The following is a 17,370-nucleotide window of genomic DNA, read 5'->3' as shown; positions in this document are numbered from 1 at the left end:
GGTCAACAATAATTCCACAATCCTTTGTTTTTGCTTGAAAGTTCTTTACCTTTCTCCCTCACCCGCTGATCGTCTGCAAAATGTGCTCCCACAACTGATCGCGGCCTTCACCAGTTTCGGACGAAAAACGTATGACAGCGTCGCGCGGATCGGCCCCGAGCGTTTCCTTCACCATTTTAATATGCTTGTCCCATCGGCTCTTCGGAATTTTATCTGCTTTCGTCACAACGATGCAGGTTGGAATCTCAAAATGCTTGAGCCAATCATACATGAGGCAGTCGTCTTTGGACGGCTCATGCCGAATATCGATGACGAGTAATACAAGCTTCAGCTCATTCCGTTCCTTCAAATATCTCTCGATCATCCGGCCCCAAGCCTCGCGTTCTGTCTTCGATACTCTTGCGTAGCCATAGCCCGGAAAGTCGACGAAATATACTTGCTCATTGATACGGTAATAATTTAATTGCTGTGTCTTGCCCGGCTGTGAGCTCGTGCGGGCTAAGTTCTTACGCATAATCATTCGATTAATCAGCGATGACTTGCCGACATTGGAGCGCCCTGCCAGAGCGATTTCTGGCAAGGCATCGGTCGGATATTGGTCCGGTCGTACAGCGCTGATTATAAATTCTGCTGATGTTATTTTCATGTAACGGTTGTCCCTGCTTTCTGTTGATGCGCTTCATGACTAGTCTTCTCAAGCTTCGGGCCTGACGGCAGAAGCGCGTGCTTTAGCACCTCATCCATATGGCCGACCGGCACGAACGTCATCTCGGCACGTATACTGTCCGGTACGTCGACCAGATCGCGCTCGTTATCTTTGGGCAACAGCACTTTACGAATGCCGGCCCGATGCGCTGCCAGCGATTTCTCTTTCAGACCGCCGATCGGCAAGACGCGGCCGCGAAGCGTAATCTCTCCGGTCATCGCGACTTCACGCGATACCGGACGGTTCGTCAACGCGCTAATTAGCGCGGTCGCCATCGTAATGCCTGCCGACGGTCCATCCTTCGGAATGGCGCCTTCGGGAATATGAATATGAATGTCATTCTTCTCATGAAATTGCGGATCGATCTGAAGCTCTTCCGCTCGTGACCGCGTATAACTGAATGCAGCTTGAGCCGACTCCTTCATAACATCGCCAAGCTTACCGGTAAGGGTGAGCTTACCGCTTCCCGGCATTACCGTCACTTCAATGACAAGCGTATCGCCGCCAACCTCTGTCCAGGCAAGACCGGTAACCGCACCGATCTGATCCTCCTGCTCGGCAAGTCCGTAACGGAATTTCGAAGGCCCGAGCCAATCCTTTAGCTTGCCCGCGTCGACGACGATCGGCCCTTCCTGGTCGGCAGCCGATACGATCTGCTTCGCCGCCTTGCGGCATAGCGCCGCTAGCTGCTGCTCCAGGTTGCGGACGCCGGATTCCCTCGTATACTCACGGATAACCGTCCGCAGCGTCTCAGCCTCTACGGTAAGCTGCTCTTCCTTCAAACCGTGCTCCCGCTTCTGCTTCGGCAGCAAATACCTCTCCGCAATTTGCAGCTTCTCCAATTCAGTATAGCCCGGAATATATAGCACTTCCATCCGATCAAGCAGCGGCCGGGGCACGTTATGAAGTCCGTTGGCAGTCGTTACAAACATAACATTCGACAGGTCATATGGCACTTCAATGAAATGGTCGCTGAACGTTGAATTTTGCTCCGGATCAAGTACTTCAAGCAAAGCTGATGCCGGATCTCCCCGGAAATCCATCGCCATCTTGTCAATTTCATCGAGCAAAAATACCGGATTCATCGTACCCGCCGTCTTCATCCCTTGAATGATACGCCCCGGCATAGCGCCGACATAGGTACGGCGATGGCCGCGAATTTCCGCTTCGTCGCGCACGCCGCCGAGCGAGATACGAACGAACTTACGGTCAAGCGATTTCGCGATTGAGCGCGCAATCGATGTTTTACCAACACCCGGAGGGCCGACAAGACATAGAATTGGTCCCTTCAGCTTCTGAACCAGCTTCTGAACGGCCAAATATTCGAGCACCCGCTCCTTCGGCTTCTCGAGGCCGTAATGATCCTCATTCAGAATCGCCTCGGCCTTCTCCAGATCAAGCTCGATTCCTTCTTCTCCTTTGTTCCAAGGCAAGCCTAACAACCAATCGATATAATTGCGGATGACACCGCCCTCCGCAGAGGTCGATGGCATCTTCTCGAGACGGTCGATTTCTTTCTCAACCTTCTCCCGAACTTTATCCGGCAATCCCGCTTCATTCAGCTGGTTGCGCAGCTCTTCTACTTCGCCGGCACGCCCCTCTTTGTCGCCAAGCTCCTTCTGGATCGCCTTCATCTGCTCCCGGAGATAGTACTCCTTCTGCGTCTTCTCCATCTGCTTCTTCACGCGCTGATTAATTTTTCGTTCCAGCTCGAGCACCTCACGCTCGTTTTGAAGAATATCAAGCAGCTTCTCGAGACGGGCGCGCACGTCTATCGTCTCCAGAATATCCTGTTTGTCACGAATCTTAAGAGACAGATGGCTTGTAATGACATCCGCCAGACGACCCGGCTCGTCTATATCAGAGACAGCTGCAAGCGTCTCTGGCGTCACTTTATTGGACAGTTTGATATAATTCTCGAACTGGCTGAGTACGGTCCGCATTAACGCATCTGTCTCCGGATCATCCGTCTCCTGCTCTGGCAGTTCCCGAATCATGACCTCATAGAAGTCATCGTTGGGCAAATAGTCTACCACTTCCGCCCGAACGACGCCCTCTACTAGGACGCGAATCGTACCGTTCGGCAGCTTCAGCATCTGACGTACACGAGCGATCGTACCAATTCGATATATATCTTCTTGTGTCGGTTCCTCAATGTTCACTTCCGATTGTGAGCAAAGCAGAATGTTGTGATCCTCGACCATTGCTCTCTCTAACGCTCTGACCGACTTTTCCCTTCCCACGTCGAGGTGGAGAACCATGCTGGGATATACGAGCAGCCCCCTGAGTGGAAGCAGAGGCAGCCTGCGTCCTTTTGATTTACCCGGCCCCATACCAGCACCTCCAATTGAGTTGTCTATTCCATTTTATCACTCTGCAGAATCTGCCTGCAAATAGGGTACGGCCTGCGATATGTAACGCTCCTGTACAGCCGTCGTATCAAGCGCTTGAATTTTCTCCTCCGATTGCGGGAACACGAGTGCAAACACCTCTTCTACCCGGTCAACCGGTGTAATGGTAACCCCTTCTAACCCTTCAAATATAGCTTGCCAATTTTCACGCGGAATGATCACATGCTCAGCACCAGCCTGAAAGGCCGCCTCTACCTTCGCCAGTACACCACCTACTGGCTTTACGTTACCGTGTATGCCGACTTCACCGGTCATTGCAAGCTTGTTGTTCACCGGTTCTCCCTTAATAGCCGAAGCAATTGCCGTTGCCATTGCAATACCAGCTGACGGACCATCAATCGGCGTACCGCCAGGGAAGTTAATGTGAAGATCGTAATCATGCGGACGGAGACCATAACGGCGCAGCACAGTAAGCACGTTCTCTACCGATCCCTTAGCCATACTCTTGCGGCGAAGCGTCCGGGAACCGCCGCCAAGCTCCTCCTCGTCCACAACGCCGGTTATCGTGAACGTTCCTTTACCAGTTCGAACCGGAATCGCACTTACCTCAATTTCAAGAAGGGTCCCCATATTAGGACCATATACGGCAAGACCGTTCACAAAGCCGACTTGTGGCTCGGCTGGAACCTTCCGATCCGGTCTCGGTGGAATTTGACTGCTGTTCACTACCCACTCGATGTCGGCAGCCGTAAGCTCAGTGCGCTTCTCAGACAAAGCTAGACCGGCAGCAAGCTGAATGACGTTGACCGCTTCCCGACCGTTTGTTGCATACCTCTTCACAACCTCAATCGCAGCAGGCGAAGGCTCAAAGCCGATCTTCTTCATTGCATTCGAAGCAATCTGTGCAATCTCGTCGGCAAGAAGCGGACGGAAGTATACTTCCATGCAGCGGGAACGAAGTGCCGCTGGCAGCTCCTGTGGTGAACGAGTCGTCGCACCAACGAGGCGGAAATCTGCAGGAAGACCGTTCTGGAACACGTCGTGGACGTACATTGGAATGTTCGAATCCTCAGAGTTATAATAGGCGCTTTCCAAAAATACTTTTCGATCCTCAAGAACTTTTAATAGCTTATTCAGCTGAATAGGGTGCAATTCCCCTATTTCGTCGATAAACAGAATACCGCCATGCGCTTTCGTAACAGCGCCCGGCTTCGGCTGCGGAATGCCAGCGACCCCCATAGCACCTGCGCCCTGATAAATCGGATCATGAACCGACCCGATTAGCGGGTCCGCGATGCCTCGCTCATCGAAACGAGCGGTCGTTGCATCAATTTCTGTAAACTTCGCATCCGACAAGAACGGAGAGGCCGGATTCTTCTTCGCTTCCTCCAGCACGACTCTCGCCGCCGCAGTCTTGCCGACACCCGGCGGTCCATATATGATGACGTGCTGCGGATTCGCGCTGCATAACGCTGCCTTTAGTGCACGCAGTCCATCTACTTGGCCAACGATATCCTGCATCGCCTGCGGCCTGGTCTTCTCCGCCAACGGCTTCGTCAGTGAGATCGAGCGCAGTTTACGGAGCTTATCAAGCTCCTTGCGTGATTCTCGGTCGACAGCGGAACGGTTCGTCTTCTGGTTGCGCAGTAAATTCCAAAAATATAAGCCGATAACGACAGCAAAAAACACTTGGATCAGCATTAGCACAAAACTTAATGTCATATCGAAATCCCCTCCTTAATGTTTGGCGCAAGAGCCAATACAAAAAAACACCCGCAGGTCTAATACTTGTCAGTATTCCCTGCAGGTGTTCGATTATACGGAGAGGATTCGAATCAGAGCAATCGCTACTTCGTGTGCAAATGCTGCTTACGTCCCGGTATTTCGCCGGTCGCTTCGAATACGCGTACGATCTCGTCGATTTCTTTCTTTAATTCGGATAACAGCTCGGCTTCCGGCACTTTGCGAATCATCTCGCCATACCGGAACAGCATGCCTTCGCCGCGTGCGCCTGCGATGCCGATATCCGCTTCACGCGCTTCTCCCGGCCCATTAACGGCACAACCAAGCACCGACACTTTAATCGGCACTTTAATCTTGGAGATGTATTCCTCCACCTCGTTCGCAATCGAGAACAGATCGATGTCAAGACGACCGCATGTCGGACAAGAGATAAGCGTCGCAGCATTCGTAATGAGACCAAATGTCTTCAGCAGCTCACGCGCAACTTTGACCTCCTCGACAGGATCGGCACTTAAGCTGATACGAACGGTGTTACCGATTCCCATTGCCAGCAGCGCTCCAATACCCGCCGAGCTCTTAATTGTGCCGGTATGAAGCGTGCCCGCTTCTGTAATTCCAAGATGCAGCGGATATTTGATCTTCTCTGCCGCCATAGAGTAGGCCGCGATCGCCATCGGCACATCGGACGCTTTCAAGGAGACGATAATATCGTGGAAATCAAGCTCTTCAAGAATACCGATATGGAATAAGGCACTTTCGACCATCGCTTCCGGCGTAGGGTATCCGTACTTCTCAAGCAGATGGTTCTCCAGCGAACCGGCGTTAACACCGATTCGAATCGGAATACCCTTCTCCTTACACGCCTTAACAACCGCTTCGACCTTCTCGCGGCGTCCGATATTCCCCGGATTAATCCGGACTTTATCGATCCCGTTCTCGATCGCAAGCAGCGCTAAACGATAGTCGAAGTGAATGTCTGCAACGAGTGGAATATGAATCCTTCTCTTAATTTCTTTGATCGCTTCTGCCGCTTCCTTGTTGTTGACGGTTACGCGAACGATCTGACAGCCGGCTTCTTCCAATCGTAAAATCTCGGCAACGGTGGCTTCCACATCAGCCGTCTTCGTCGTACACATACTTTGGATGATCACTTCATCACTGCCGCCAATTGTCAGCGGGCCGACTTTGACCGGTACCGTATCCTTGCGCAAATACATGACGTACTCTCTCCCATAGAACGCCAAAGTCCACCCGGCGGACAGACGGAATAACTTCCGTCCGCCGGGGTGGAAGCTCCGACGGTAATATATGATGTCCTGGCACCTGTATCAAGAGGTGGCTAGGCGCTTTCTTCCTTCTTCTTGCCCTTCTTCGTCGTCAACTCCGGCATAATCTTCTCGTTGACAACCTGCTCCGTAATAACGCAGCTGCTTACATCGTCGCGTGAAGGCACCTCGTACATCACCTCGAGCATAATGCCTTCGATAATCGCACGCAGCCCCCGTGCACCGGTGTTCCTCTTGATCGCCTCGCGGGCGATTGCTTCGAGCGCAGCCTTCTCGAACTCAAGCTTAACATTATCCATCTCGAGAAGCTTCTGATACTGCTTCACAAGCGCGTTCTTCGGTTCAGAGAGAATACGCACAAGCGTCTCTTCGTCGAGTGGCTCAAGCGACGAAATTACCGGCAGACGGCCGACGAATTCCGGAATGAGCCCGAATTTGAGCAAGTCTTCCGGCAGCACCATTGACAAGTATTCGCCCGGCTTCAATTCCTTCTGGCTGTCGCCAGCAGCGTTGAAACCGATAACCTTCTTGCCGATTCTCCGTTTGATCAGCTGCTCCAGGCCATCGAATGCACCACCGCAGATGAACAAAATGTTCGTCGTATCAATCTGAATAAATTCTTGATGCGGATGCTTCCGGCCTCCTTGCGGAGGGACGGATGCAACAGTACCTTCCAATATCTTCAGCAGCGCCTGCTGTACGCCTTCTCCCGAAACATCGCGCGTAATCGAAGGGTTCTCCGATTTGCGTGCAACCTTATCGATCTCGTCAATGTAGATAATACCGCGCTCAGCTTTCTCTACATCATAATCAGCCGCTTGAATCAGCTTCAGCAAAATATTCTCAACGTCTTCTCCGACATAACCAGCTTCCGTCAGCGACGTCGCATCAGCGATTGCAAATGGCACGTTCAAAATCTTCGCCATCGTCTGTGCAAGCAGCGTCTTACCGGATCCTGTAGGACCTACGAGCAGAATGTTGCTCTTCTGCAGCTCGACATCCTCCAGCTTGCTCTGCGAGTTGATTCGCTTGTAATGGTTATATACCGCTACCGCAAGCGATTTCTTAGCACTCTCTTGTCCGATGACATAAGAGTCGAGAATCGCGCGAATTTCTTTCGGCTTCGGAATATCCTTCAGATCGAGCTCTTCCTCATGGCCGAGTTCTTCTTCTACGATTTCCGTGCACAGCTCGATGCATTCATCGCATATATAAACGCCGGGGCCGGCGACAAGCTTGCGAACCTGCTCCTGAGACTTGCCGCAGAACGAGCACTTCAACTGGCCTTTCTCGTCGTTGAATTTAAACATGGGATCACCCTTTCCTTCTATAGTGACGTAATCACCTTGTCGATCAGACCGTATGCAACGGCTTCCTCGGCCGACAAGAAGTTGTCACGGTCCGTGTCACGTTCAATCTTCTCGTACGGTTGACCCGTCCGTTCTACGTAAATTTGGTTTAGCTTCTGCTTCGTCTTAAGGATCCAGTCTGCATGGATCTTAATGTCCGACGCTTGACCGCGGACGCCGCCTAGCGGCTGATGAATCATCACTTCACTGTTCGGCAGTGCAAAGCGTTTGCCCTTTGCGCCTGCTGTTAACAGCAGCGATCCCATGCTCGCCGCCATACCGACACAAATCGTCGATACATCCGGCTTAATAAACTGCATCGTATCAAATATACCCATACCTGCGGTTACTGAACCGCCCGGGGAGTTAATATAGAGGTGAATATCTTTCTCTGGGTCGTCGGCCGCCAGAAACAACAGCTGTGCAATTACCGAGTTTGCAACGTCATCGTCAATTGCGCTCCCGAGAAATATGATACGGTCTTTCAAAAGCCGCGAATAGATATCGTAAGAACGCTCTCCACGATTTGTTTGTTCAACTACGATCGGTACTAAGTTCATTGCGACCAACCTTCTTTCTTTATCGAAATGGTTACTTCCTTATTTTATCACGTCGCTGCGCCGATGTCATTTTCCTAGCAATACGAAGCGGCAGCATGAACGACGAGGTGTTGCCATTATGTATGTAAGATAGGGAATCGTCCCTGTAGCGGTGACAATTGTTCACCATTAAGTATATGTTATGTATATGCATGGAGTGGAAAATAAGGCACGTTCGAGAACGTGCCTTATTTCCGATCCACTTGCCGAAGCAAGCGCCATATGTGCTAATGCCTTAGGCACTAACCGCTTCTTTGCTGTTCTCGAGAAGGAACTTGATCGTTTTGCGAAGTGCCAAGTCATCCTTCAGGTTATCAAGATTACCGTTGCGAGTGAAAATATCGCGAAGCTCAGCTGCAGGACGGTTATATGCTTTGGACAGCGTCTCCAGCTCTTCGTTCACATCTTCTTCGCTCACTTCGATACCTTCAGCCTTAGCGATCGCTTCAAGCACGAGATTGTTGCGAACACGCTTCTCAGCATCGCTCTTCATTTGGCCGCGGAGTGCTTCTTCGTTCTGGCCGGAGAATTGGTAGTACAGCTCAAGGTTCATGCCCTGCATACGCAGACGATTCTCGAAATCCTTCAGCATGTAATCCGTTTCCGTATTGATCATCGCTTCTGGAATGACTACTTCAGCTGCTTCTGCCGCTTTCTCAACAACAGCCGCCTCGCGAGCGCCTTCCGCTTCTTTCGCTTTGCGTTCTTTCAGCTTGCCTTCGAGATCCTGCTTGAATTCAGCAAGCGTATCGAACTCGCTTACGTCTTTGGCGAACTCGTCGTCAAGCGCAGGCAGGCTCTTACGTTTAATCTCATGAAGCTTCACTTTGAATACAGCTGCTTTACCAGCCAGGTGATCCGCATGGTAGCTTTCCGGGAACGTCACTTCTACGTCCTTGAAGTCGCCCGTACCCATGCCGATGATTTGATCTTCAAAACCCGGGATAAAAGTACCCGAGCCGATTTCGAGCGAGTAACGCTCGGATTTGCCGCCTTCGAACGCTACGCCGTCAACGTAACCGTCGAAATCGATAACCGCGATGTCACCTTTCTCGACCGTACCTTCGTCAACAACGTTCAATTCAGCGTGACGCTGTTGCAGACGCTCAAGCTCTTCATTAATCTCTTCTTCCGTAACGGATACTTCTGCAGTTGGAACCTCGAGGCCTTTGTAATCGCCGAGCTTCACTTCAGGTTTAACCGTTACTTTCGCCGTAAATTTGAATGGCTCGCCTTTAGCGAATTGTTGTACATCAATCTCCGGACGGTCAACCGGCAAAATTCCCGTCTCATTCACGGCAGCCGTGTACACTTCCGGAAGGATGATGTCAATTGCATCTTGATACAGCGATTCTACGCCGAAACGCTTCTCGAACAACGCGCGCGGCACTTTGCCTTTACGGAAGCCCGGAACATTAACTTTCTGTACGACTTTCTTGAATGCTTTATCCAGAGCTTCAGTAACTCGTTCTGCTTCAACTTCTACGCTGAGCGAAACGAGGTTAGTGTCTATTTGCTCCCAAGTTGCTTTCATGGTCTGTTGTCCCCTCCAACAATTACGCATACAAATGCGAAAATCTCACGCTTATAAACCATTATATTATAAACAACATCCCGCTATTTATCAAGACTCGGGACTTCTGCCAGGCTGTCCATAGGCTGCGGCTTGCCGCAGTGACCTGCATGCCTGCTCATATCGAAATCGAAGTGGTTCCGAAATGCCATATGTATCACGAACTGCATCATCGTCAGCAGTACCATATACAGTCAGCATCAGAATGACATGAAGCGCGCCAGCCCAACAGTCGATATTGTGCTCGCTGCCTTCCTGCAGCCAATCGAACGCCGTTGTACCATATAGATATTGAAGTAAATCTCTCCATAGCTCCCGGGCAAAATGAGGCAGCGTAGGGTCCACAGAATCTACAACCGAGACTACTCGTTCCAGCGCCTGGAGCGCTGATTCAGGAAAATCATCCCATGACAACGGCGTCATCTCAATATCAAGCGTAACGGTCTCATCCATCTTCACCATCGTCACCGTTCCGCTCGCACCCCGCCTCCGCAAGCATTGCAGCGCTTTGAATTGAACAGCCGGATGGAGCGGCCCCCTCTCAAGCCAGCTCACAATGACTTTATCAACCGACGGATCGTTCAAATGAACAGCCCGCTCCAGCGCCAGCATCTGCTGATCAGCCATCGGATGATGTTCAATAATATAGAGTACCTGCTTCACATACGCTTCATCCTGTACGCTCGGCTGCAGTGCCATCCGGCGGAAAGCTTCTTCGTCCTCTTCGTCATTGGCAGTATCATGCGGAGGCTCCGCATCCCATGCGTCTTCGGGAAACGCCATCTCCAACCATGCGAGCAAGCTGCTCCATTCCTCATAATGGCGTTCATCCTCGCCCCTGCACTGAAGCAGGAAACGGATTAAATCCTTTGCTTCACTGAACTGCTCAGCCTCAAGCATTCGCGTCAACTGAATTTGATAATGGTCCAGCATATTCGGAAACAAGTATAGATTATCCCGACCGCCTTCCCGTGGCTCATTCGTATTCGTAATGGTAGCACCGCCTTGCATTGGCAGAATCGAACATACGCTCCGCCAAACTTTGGTTCATTATACCATGCCAAGCGATGAAATACACGAAAGCTGTTCGTCCGATGCACCGGTCTGTTCGTACTATTGCAGTTTTGTCCGATTTCCGTCTATTTTAAACGAATAGAGCATATAATTTTATTTTGCAAAATCTCAATTTTATTATTGCACGATCACCAATCATATGTTATTATAAAATCCTCATGTCCCGGTAGCTCAGCTGGATAGAGCAACGGCCTTCTAAGCCGTCGGTCGGGGGTTCGAATCCCTTCCGGGACGCCATTCCCTATTAAATTATATAACTTGTTATAAGAACTCTTGTGATTATATACGCAGGAGTTCTTTTTATTTTACCCTTCCTATATAAATATAGGCATCCATTCAAGCATATCTCACCTGAATGAATGCCATAATTTTTTACTTATACTTAAGCTAGCTGCTTTTTGCGCATTACAAAAATTTGCGGCACCAAAGTTACGAAGAGAAGAACGATAAATATCCCAATCATTCTTGTATAGCTAATATGACTTGCAACTTCTTGTCCAAAACCTTCACCTATAGAAGGTACGATATAAGGATCTGATAACTCTGAATAAATAACTACTTCCTGACCCTTAACCTCGAAGGATTGAATCTGGTTAAGCATAAGCTGATCTTGTGAACGCAAATCAATATCTATGAAAGAGCCATTCTTGCTTGCCTTAACTTCAGCTATTGTGACTGCCCCCGGATTGATACCAAAATCAAACCTAAGCTGAGTAACATTAGACACAGGCAGCTTAACGACCACCTTATGGAAATTTTGGCTTCCTGCCACCGCAACGATCCTTGAATTATTCTCTGCAAACCCAGCATCGTTCGTCGAGTAATAAACTTGCAAATTCATATCATGATCGTTCTGAATCGTAAACTCGATCTCCACGTCCTTATCTAGAATCAGTTTCGGTGAAATGGAGTACAACAAGAACAATAGTGCAACAGCTGCACAAATGCTTATTATCAACGACTTAGGCCTCTTAACCATCAAAATACAATACCTCTTAAATTGACCGAGCACGTCTGAAATTTGCAAAAATCTTGAGTGTTCATCTGAATAAAAGAGCTTCTTATAGACATAATCCGAAAATTTAACACTGCCTTGGTCTACATATTTAGCAAACAAATAAGCAAGTCCTAATATGAACAGAAGCGAAATGAAGAATGTAATCAAGAAGCTGACGGCGTATGGCACCGAATGCTGGTCAACGAGATTATAGAAAATGTTTTTCGAAAAATAGAACACAACCAGATTATGAGTCAAATACATCGAAAACGAGACATATCCTAAAAAGATCATTAACTTACTGGAAAATAAAGCTTTAAGCGTATTGGAATTCAATAACACAAGCAAAACTAGAAACGCAGCAATCGAGTGATAAAATGAGTCGGCTCCCGACAGCTTCGCAAAAAAGGAGTAAACCGTATCATCTATCGGAACAGAATTCCCCATCTTACCCAATTGATTTGGATACGATCCGATAAAACCTGCTATAGCGAGTAAACATAGTTTCACGAGTCTGCTGCGGATTTGATCCGCCCTAAACAATTTATTATAGTAAAGATCACATAAAAGGACACCGAGCATGAAGCCTAAATAATAAGTGTCCCATGTCCAGTAAATGAAGACAGCATAGAATACAAATCGGTTTTTAATTGTCCCAAAGAGTGCGCAGAATAGAAAAACGAGCATTGAACCAAGAAATTCGAAGGTCATCGTCCAAAGTACAACGTTATAATGGGCCTGATGACTAATAAAGCTTCCAATGAGTCCCTCATATAAAGCTTGGTGAAGAATTGGAGCGTTCTCCTCAAAAATATAAAAAGCGATAAAAAACAAAACCACAGAGGTGAACACCGGCAGCACTAATCTAAAGTATCGTTTAATTGCTCTTTCACGTAAAACCTGTATGTTCTTCGTCTGGAAAAACTTAATACTCAATACGAAGCCGCTCAAAACAAAAAAGATACACACCGCAAAATTACCGCTGTATAATACATTGAGCGGTGTCGTGGCAAACATACGCTCTATACCGCCATTTGCGTGCTCGTTCCCGAATGTACCATAAATCGACGCAGGATAAAAAGTACCTAGAAAATGGTATATTACAACGATAAATGCAGCAAAACCCCTTAACCCCTCCAGAAATTTTACTTTCATTATGTTCCCCCGTATTGTTCTGATTTGCCTTATAAAATATAGTTCGTTTAAATAAATAAATCAATATGAAACCTCCTCTTTCGATAAATATTCATGTCATTCAAGTAATTTATTAATTACATGTTGACCTTCTCGTTACGTCAAGTTTTATGCTCAGGATGCAGCTACTACAAACGTGAATCCAATCAAAGAGGGGATTTCAATGCCTAATCATGATCAAATCTACAGCAGCGAAGCCGAAACGTATCACGGGATGATCTCGCGTCAAGGTTCATTAGAGGCGTATATCGAGGAAATACGTCCATTCGACGGATTAGACATCGTCGATGTCGGCGCCGGAACGGGCAGATTCACCGTTCAGCTAGCACAGCGGGCAAAACACATAACGGCGCTGGACGTTTCTAAGTCAATGCTTAACGTTACAGCGAGGCGGCTGACAGAGGCCGGATTGACGAATTGGACTACGAAGACAGCCGACCACCGCCAGCTTCTTCTTGAGGACAACAGCGCCGACCTTATCATCGCCGGCTGGACCATCTGCTACACCGTCAACAGCTCCAACCCCGAATGGGAGCATGACTTATCTGTTATCTTCGCGGAGATGAAACGTGTTCTACGCCCAGGCGGGACGATCATCATTTTCGAAACGATGGGAACGGGGAATGAGACGCCAGAGCCTCCGCACTACCTAACGGACTATTATAAGTCACTTGTCGAGAAGTATAGCTTCTCTCATCGCTGGATTCGGACGGACTATCAATTCAACAGCCTGACAGAAGCAAAGGAGGCAGCGCGCTTCTTCTTCTCCGAAGAGCTAGTAGACCGTATTGAGCGTAACAATTGGGTCCGTCTGCCGGAATGCGCAGGAATTTGGTGGTTGCACGTGCAGGGATAATAAAAGTTGTTGTAAAAAAAAGCTTCCTGGACATCTGGCTTCAGACAATCCGGAAGCTTCTTCTATTAATCTGCATACGCCAATCTGTACAACAGTTCCATGAGCACCTCCGTGCCAGCTGCGATGTCAGATGTATCGGTGTATTCCATCGGCGAGTGACTGATGCCAGATCGGCTTGGCACGAACAGCATCGCTGCCGGGCATATGGAACTCAAAATTTGAGCGTCGTGCCCCGCTCCGCTGTACAGTCTGTGGCAGCCAATCTGCTTGCGTCGACAGATCGACTCCAGCTCCGACTGCAGCCGTGGGTCCATCGGCACCGGATCAGCATGCATCCATTGACGATGCGAAAGCTTCAACGATCTAGCAGCAGCAATGCCGTAAAATATCTCCACTATGCGACGGGACATCAACTCCAGCGCATCGGCATCCGGATGACGAAGATCTACAGTGAATAAGACACTTCCAGCAATAACATTGGAAACGTTCGGAGCCACTTCCAGCTTCCCAACCGTTGCCACGAATGGATCGCCTGCAGCTAACGCTTCCCGTTCTAACGCCAGCGTCATCTCCGCTGTACCAGCAAGCGCATCCTTACGCCAGCCCATCCTTGTCGTTCCCGCATGATTCGTCTCGCCGCACACCTCGAACGTTAATCGGACTTGCCCGACAATGCCTTGTACGATGCCGACAGGCAGGCCGAGCCGTTCCAGCACCATACCCTGCTCAATATGAAGCTCGATATAAGCGTATAGATCGGTGCGCCTGCAGGATCGGTAAGTGCCAGGACCGAAGCCGGCAGCCTCCATTGCCGCCGACAGGCTGACTCCTTCATCATCGGTTACATCAGGAATGCGGCTCATATTCCAACGCCCCGTCATATTGCCCGAGCCCCAGAACGTGACCGGAAATCGGCTCCCCTCCTCTTCGCACAGAGACACGACCTCCAGCGTGCGCTTTGGCTTGCCGAACCGCTCCTTCAGCCGCTGAAGTGCCTTTAATCCTGCGGCAACTCCAAGCGCCCCATCATATAATCCTCCGGTGCGGACGGTATCAATGTGAGATCCGGTGAGCACGACCTCATCCGGACGTTCCGTGCCCTCCAATCGCCCAAACAGATTGCCTGCGTCATCAAAGTAAGGGGCAAGCCCAGCATCCTTCATCCGTTCGAATAACGCACGCTGCGCTTTCTGCCATGCTGGAGAATATAGCAAGCGGGTAACGCCGCCTTCTCTATCGGCGCCGTGATGAGCGAGCCACTCCAGTAGATTGTGAAGCTGCTGCTCTAGGCTCAACTGCGGATTCATCCGATCCCCCTCCCGTCAGCTGCCGCGATAAGTACTGTAACCTCCAGGCGCTATCAATAACGGGATGTGATAGTGCTGACTTTCATCCAATACACGAAACCGGATGACAACCGTCTGAAACGGCGTCATATCTACTGCCTCGTCGGCTTTATCCATGTAATATGAACCAATCTGGAATTGCAGCTCGTAGTTTCCCTGCAGCATCACACCGCCGGCAAGAAGCGGTTCATCGGCTCGGCCGTCCGCATTCAATATGGCTGTTGATAGCCGCCGTCTCGATTCGTCTTCCACCCGCCATAGCTCGACCTGCAGCCCTTCAGCCGGCTTAGCGAGCCGAAGATCTAATGCGTGTGTCGTAATTTTGCCTGTATTCATCCGCTTCGCTCCTTGTCATCGAATAACGCTGGAAACCGTACGGCGGACGTGGCTCTGTATAGACAGCTCCCTCACCCGTTACAGCCTGCTCGACGACCGTCTCCCAAGTCCGGTTATTCGACTCGAATGAAATGGCAGCTAGCTGCGGGAATCGTTCTAATATTCGTAGTCCGATTAGATGAAGCAAGTGCTGAATCGAAGGAGAAACCACCTCGTGGAATACAGTCTGCACGATGTCTCCAATCTGCTCTGCCGGCACATAGCGGGACATATCTCCTCCAATAGCATCGTCAAAGTCGTCATAGGTCCAAGTGAGATTCAAATAGATGAATAGCGGACGGTCGCTCGTCTCCGGCAGCGTCGTATATTCATCGCGTATAAAGCCTGCGAACGAGCTTCCCTTCACTTTAATGAGCTGAACGCCGACAAGCCCGCCTTGAAGCGCTGTAATGAGCGGTCCGGACGGCGTTCGCTTCATCCGGATTGCTGCTGTTGTCCGCTCATTGCGGGACCGGCGGAATACGAGCGGACTTGCCGTAACGCTGCTGCCTGTCCCTATTGCCACAGGATCGAATGGCAGCCGTTCAGCGCTGAGCTCTACCTCGTCGACATGGCTGTACCGGTTCATGAACCTTGCCGCCATCACATACAGGAACGATTCAATTGTACTTCCTTCGAAATTGGCGGCATGGCGCAGTATAAAATTTTTCATAGAATCGGTAGCCACAACCAACGCATTATCCCCATCTACGAAAGAAGAGCGGAAAGCTTCACCTCCGAGCGCTACGTTCACATTCCAGGCGAAGATAACATTATCATCCCCCACGTAAGCTGACTCCGGAATCGGTGTCACTCCCTGCAGCGGCGTCGCATAGGTTCGGTAGACGAATACATCGCCCTTGCCATACATCAATCCACGGTCCATGAACATGCGGCATCACTCCCTATTCGTAATAGCGATTAAGCGGCCACCTATGCGGTGCCGATCGTCACGCCGAGCTCCTTCAGCATCCGACGGTAAGCAATGCTTAGTCGATCGCATCTTAGATGCAGCTCCGCCTGAAGGTCGAGCGGCAGCAGCTCCGGCTGCTGCGCTTCTACAATAATCCGATCCTGCTCAAGCAGCCGATTTTGAAAGTCGACGAAAACACGATCCGGAACGTCTGCCGCATAATTGCGATACTGCAGCATGAAGGCTGTGCAAGTCGTCTCGGTCTCCGGCAGAACGACGAGAAACAAATGGAACTGCTCATCCTTGTCGGTTGGCTGCTTGAACAGCTTCACGCATAACGGACTGAATATTTCATAGATGTACCGGTTATATACGCCGAGGCCCCGCCCGTCCGGGTCGGGCTGATACACAACAATTTCATCTGTTCTCAGCCCCTCTCCGGCTGCATGCACGGAGTAATCGTTAATTTCGGCGTGCTCCGGATCGCCGAGCAGCCCTTCATGGACGAACATCAGATGCGAGACGTCAAGAAAATTCTCGATTACACGCGGGGCAGTAGCTTTTACCGGATAAGGTCCCATTCGAATCGCTAGCAATTTGTCATCGATTCGTCCGTAAATCGGAGGCATAGGCGTCCGGGGCTCAGACAGACAGATCCAGATCACCCCATACAGCTCCATACAGGCGTACGATTGGGTTCTCGCCTTGGGCGGGATCGTCTGTCCTGCCGACAGCGATGGAATGCAGACGCAGCGACCCTCGCTATCATACCGCCAGCCATGATAAGCGCACACCAGCTCTCCCTGATTGACCATACCGAGCGACAGCGGCACTCCGCGGTGAACGCATAGATCGCGCAGCGCTCGGACTCCAGCCTCTGAGCGGAACAAGACGACAGCTTCGCCAAGCACCGTAACAGGAACAGGCTTCTTGGCGACATGCTCGGACAAGGCAGCAGGATGCCACTGATCGTGCAGCGCAGAATCGTATCGGAGCATAGCCTTTCAC

The 17,370-nt window shown here is 50.1% G+C and carries 14 protein-coding genes and 1 tRNA gene; 2 read left to right on the top strand and 13 right to left on the bottom strand.

The window, feature by feature from the left end; genetic code table 11:
* Nucleotides 1-58: 58 nt before the first annotated feature.
* The 8 genes from yihA to PXY01_RS10640 all read right to left on the bottom strand — a co-directional run bounded on the left by yihA (nt 59) and on the right by PXY01_RS10640 (nt 10,618).
* The gene (gene yihA / locus PXY01_RS10675) at nt 59-646 is read right to left on the bottom strand and encodes a ribosome biogenesis GTP-binding protein YihA/YsxC (protein WP_127569844.1); all 588 of its coding nucleotides are present in this window, start codon (nt 644-646) and stop codon (nt 59-61) included.
* Complete coding sequence (gene lon / locus PXY01_RS10670; protein ID WP_127569843.1) at nt 643-3,039, bottom strand: endopeptidase La; 2,397 nt, start codon at nt 3,037-3,039, stop codon at nt 643-645. The genes yihA and lon overlap by 4 nt, the downstream gene beginning before the upstream one ends.
* Before the next feature lie 36 nt (nt 3,040-3,075).
* Nucleotides 3,076-4,779: an ATP-dependent protease LonB gene (lonB, locus tag PXY01_RS10665; RefSeq protein ID WP_127569842.1), complete on the bottom strand. Its 1,704-nt coding sequence runs from the start codon at nt 4,777-4,779 to the stop codon at nt 3,076-3,078.
* 125 nt (nt 4,780-4,904) lie between these two features.
* Nucleotides 4,905-6,017 (bottom strand): flavodoxin-dependent (E)-4-hydroxy-3-methylbut-2-enyl-diphosphate synthase, encoded by a 1,113-nt coding sequence (gene ispG / locus PXY01_RS10660; RefSeq protein WP_127569841.1) that lies wholly within the window; start codon nt 6,015-6,017, stop codon nt 4,905-4,907.
* Nucleotides 6,018-6,139: 122 nt separating this feature from the next.
* On the bottom strand, nt 6,140-7,396 hold the full coding sequence (gene clpX, locus PXY01_RS10655; RefSeq protein ID WP_127569840.1) for an ATP-dependent protease ATP-binding subunit ClpX: 1,257 nt from the start codon (nt 7,394-7,396) through the stop codon (nt 6,140-6,142).
* 17 nt (nt 7,397-7,413) lie between these two features.
* Nucleotides 7,414-7,995: an ATP-dependent Clp endopeptidase proteolytic subunit ClpP gene (clpP, locus tag PXY01_RS10650; protein ID WP_127569839.1), complete on the bottom strand. Its 582-nt coding sequence runs from the start codon at nt 7,993-7,995 to the stop codon at nt 7,414-7,416.
* A gap of 274 nt (nt 7,996-8,269) precedes the next feature.
* Nucleotides 8,270-9,568 carry a trigger factor gene (tig, locus tag PXY01_RS10645; RefSeq protein ID WP_127569838.1) on the bottom strand — a complete coding sequence of 433 codons (1,299 nt, stop codon included), beginning with the start codon at nt 9,566-9,568 and terminating at the stop codon, nt 8,270-8,272.
* Between the two features lie 90 nt (nt 9,569-9,658).
* A complete protein-coding gene (locus PXY01_RS10640) occupies nt 9,659-10,618 on the bottom strand; it encodes a hypothetical protein (RefSeq protein ID WP_246027868.1) in 960 nt (319 codons plus the stop codon).
* A 223-nt stretch (nt 10,619-10,841) separates the two neighbouring features.
* Here PXY01_RS10640 and PXY01_RS10635 point away from each other — a divergent pair.
* Nucleotides 10,842-10,918: transfer RNA gene (locus PXY01_RS10635), tRNA-Arg, on the top strand.
* Between the two features lie 145 nt (nt 10,919-11,063).
* On the opposite strand, the gene PXY01_RS10630 is transcribed toward PXY01_RS10635, so the two are convergent.
* A complete protein-coding gene (locus tag PXY01_RS10630) occupies nt 11,064-12,833 on the bottom strand; it encodes an acyltransferase family protein (RefSeq protein ID WP_127569837.1) in 1,770 nt (589 codons plus the stop codon).
* 202 nt (nt 12,834-13,035) lie between these two features.
* On the opposite strand from PXY01_RS10630, the gene PXY01_RS10625 reads away from it, so the two are divergent.
* Entirely contained in the window at nt 13,036-13,728 is a 693-nt protein-coding gene (locus PXY01_RS10625) for a class I SAM-dependent methyltransferase (RefSeq protein ID WP_127569836.1), read from the top strand.
* Between the two features lie 65 nt (nt 13,729-13,793).
* On the opposite strand, the gene PXY01_RS10620 is transcribed toward PXY01_RS10625, so the two are convergent.
* From PXY01_RS10620 to PXY01_RS10605, 4 genes are read right to left on the bottom strand one after another with little or no spacing between them, the layout of a single operon-like run.
* Complete coding sequence (locus PXY01_RS10620; RefSeq protein ID WP_127569835.1) at nt 13,794-15,035, bottom strand: Zn-dependent hydrolase; 1,242 nt, start codon at nt 15,033-15,035, stop codon at nt 13,794-13,796.
* A gap of 15 nt (nt 15,036-15,050) precedes the next feature.
* Entirely contained in the window at nt 15,051-15,410 is a 360-nt protein-coding gene (gene uraH / locus PXY01_RS10615) for a hydroxyisourate hydrolase (protein WP_127569834.1), read from the bottom strand.
* Nucleotides 15,361-16,341: a factor-independent urate hydroxylase gene (pucL, locus tag PXY01_RS10610; protein WP_127569833.1), complete on the bottom strand. Its 981-nt coding sequence runs from the start codon at nt 16,339-16,341 to the stop codon at nt 15,361-15,363. Before pucL ends, uraH begins: the two co-directional genes overlap by 50 nt.
* 41 nt (nt 16,342-16,382) lie before the next feature.
* A complete protein-coding gene (locus tag PXY01_RS10605; protein WP_127569832.1) occupies nt 16,383-17,360 on the bottom strand; it encodes an aromatic ring-hydroxylating dioxygenase subunit alpha in 978 nt (325 codons plus the stop codon).
* Nucleotides 17,361-17,370 lie beyond the last annotated feature (10 nt).

The organism is Paenibacillus xylaniclasticus (assembly GCF_004001065.1).
GTDB classification, from domain to species: domain Bacteria; phylum Bacillota; class Bacilli; order Paenibacillales; family Paenibacillaceae; genus Paenibacillus_T; species Paenibacillus_T xylaniclasticus.
This window is presented reverse-complemented; position numbering and strand designations above follow the sequence as displayed.

Excerpts from the sequence above, each read along its gene's own strand:
- yihA (WP_127569844.1), bottom strand. The coding sequence starts at position 646 with ATGAAAATAACATCAGCAGAATTTATAATCAGCGCTGTACGACCGGAC.
- lon (WP_127569843.1), bottom strand. The coding sequence starts at position 3,039 with ATGGGGCCGGGTAAATCAAAAGGACGCAGGCTGCCTCTGCTTCCACTC.
- lonB (WP_127569842.1), bottom strand. The coding sequence starts at position 4,779 with ATGACATTAAGTTTTGTGCTAATGCTGATCCAAGTGTTTTTTGCTGTC.
- ispG (WP_127569841.1), bottom strand. The coding sequence starts at position 6,017 with ATGTATTTGCGCAAGGATACGGTACCGGTCAAAGTCGGCCCGCTGACA.
- clpX (WP_127569840.1), bottom strand. The coding sequence starts at position 7,396 with ATGTTTAAATTCAACGACGAGAAAGGCCAGTTGAAGTGCTCGTTCTGC.
- clpP (WP_127569839.1), bottom strand. The coding sequence starts at position 7,995 with ATGAACTTAGTACCGATCGTAGTTGAACAAACAAATCGTGGAGAGCGT.
- tig (WP_127569838.1), bottom strand. The coding sequence starts at position 9,568 with ATGAAAGCAACTTGGGAGCAAATAGACACTAACCTCGTTTCGCTCAGC.
- PXY01_RS10640 (WP_246027868.1), bottom strand. The coding sequence starts at position 10,618 with ATGCAAGGCGGTGCTACCATTACGAATACGAATGAGCCACGGGAAGGC.
- PXY01_RS10630 (WP_127569837.1), bottom strand. The coding sequence starts at position 12,833 with ATGAAAGTAAAATTTCTGGAGGGGTTAAGGGGTTTTGCTGCATTTATC.
- PXY01_RS10625 (WP_127569836.1), top strand. The coding sequence starts at position 13,036 with ATGCCTAATCATGATCAAATCTACAGCAGCGAAGCCGAAACGTATCAC.
- PXY01_RS10620 (WP_127569835.1), bottom strand. The coding sequence starts at position 15,035 with ATGAATCCGCAGTTGAGCCTAGAGCAGCAGCTTCACAATCTACTGGAG.
- uraH (WP_127569834.1), bottom strand. The coding sequence starts at position 15,410 with ATGAATACAGGCAAAATTACGACACACGCATTAGATCTTCGGCTCGCT.
- pucL (WP_127569833.1), bottom strand. The coding sequence starts at position 16,341 with ATGTTCATGGACCGTGGATTGATGTATGGCAAGGGCGATGTATTCGTC.
- PXY01_RS10605 (WP_127569832.1), bottom strand. The coding sequence starts at position 17,360 with ATGCTCCGATACGATTCTGCGCTGCACGATCAGTGGCATCCTGCTGCC.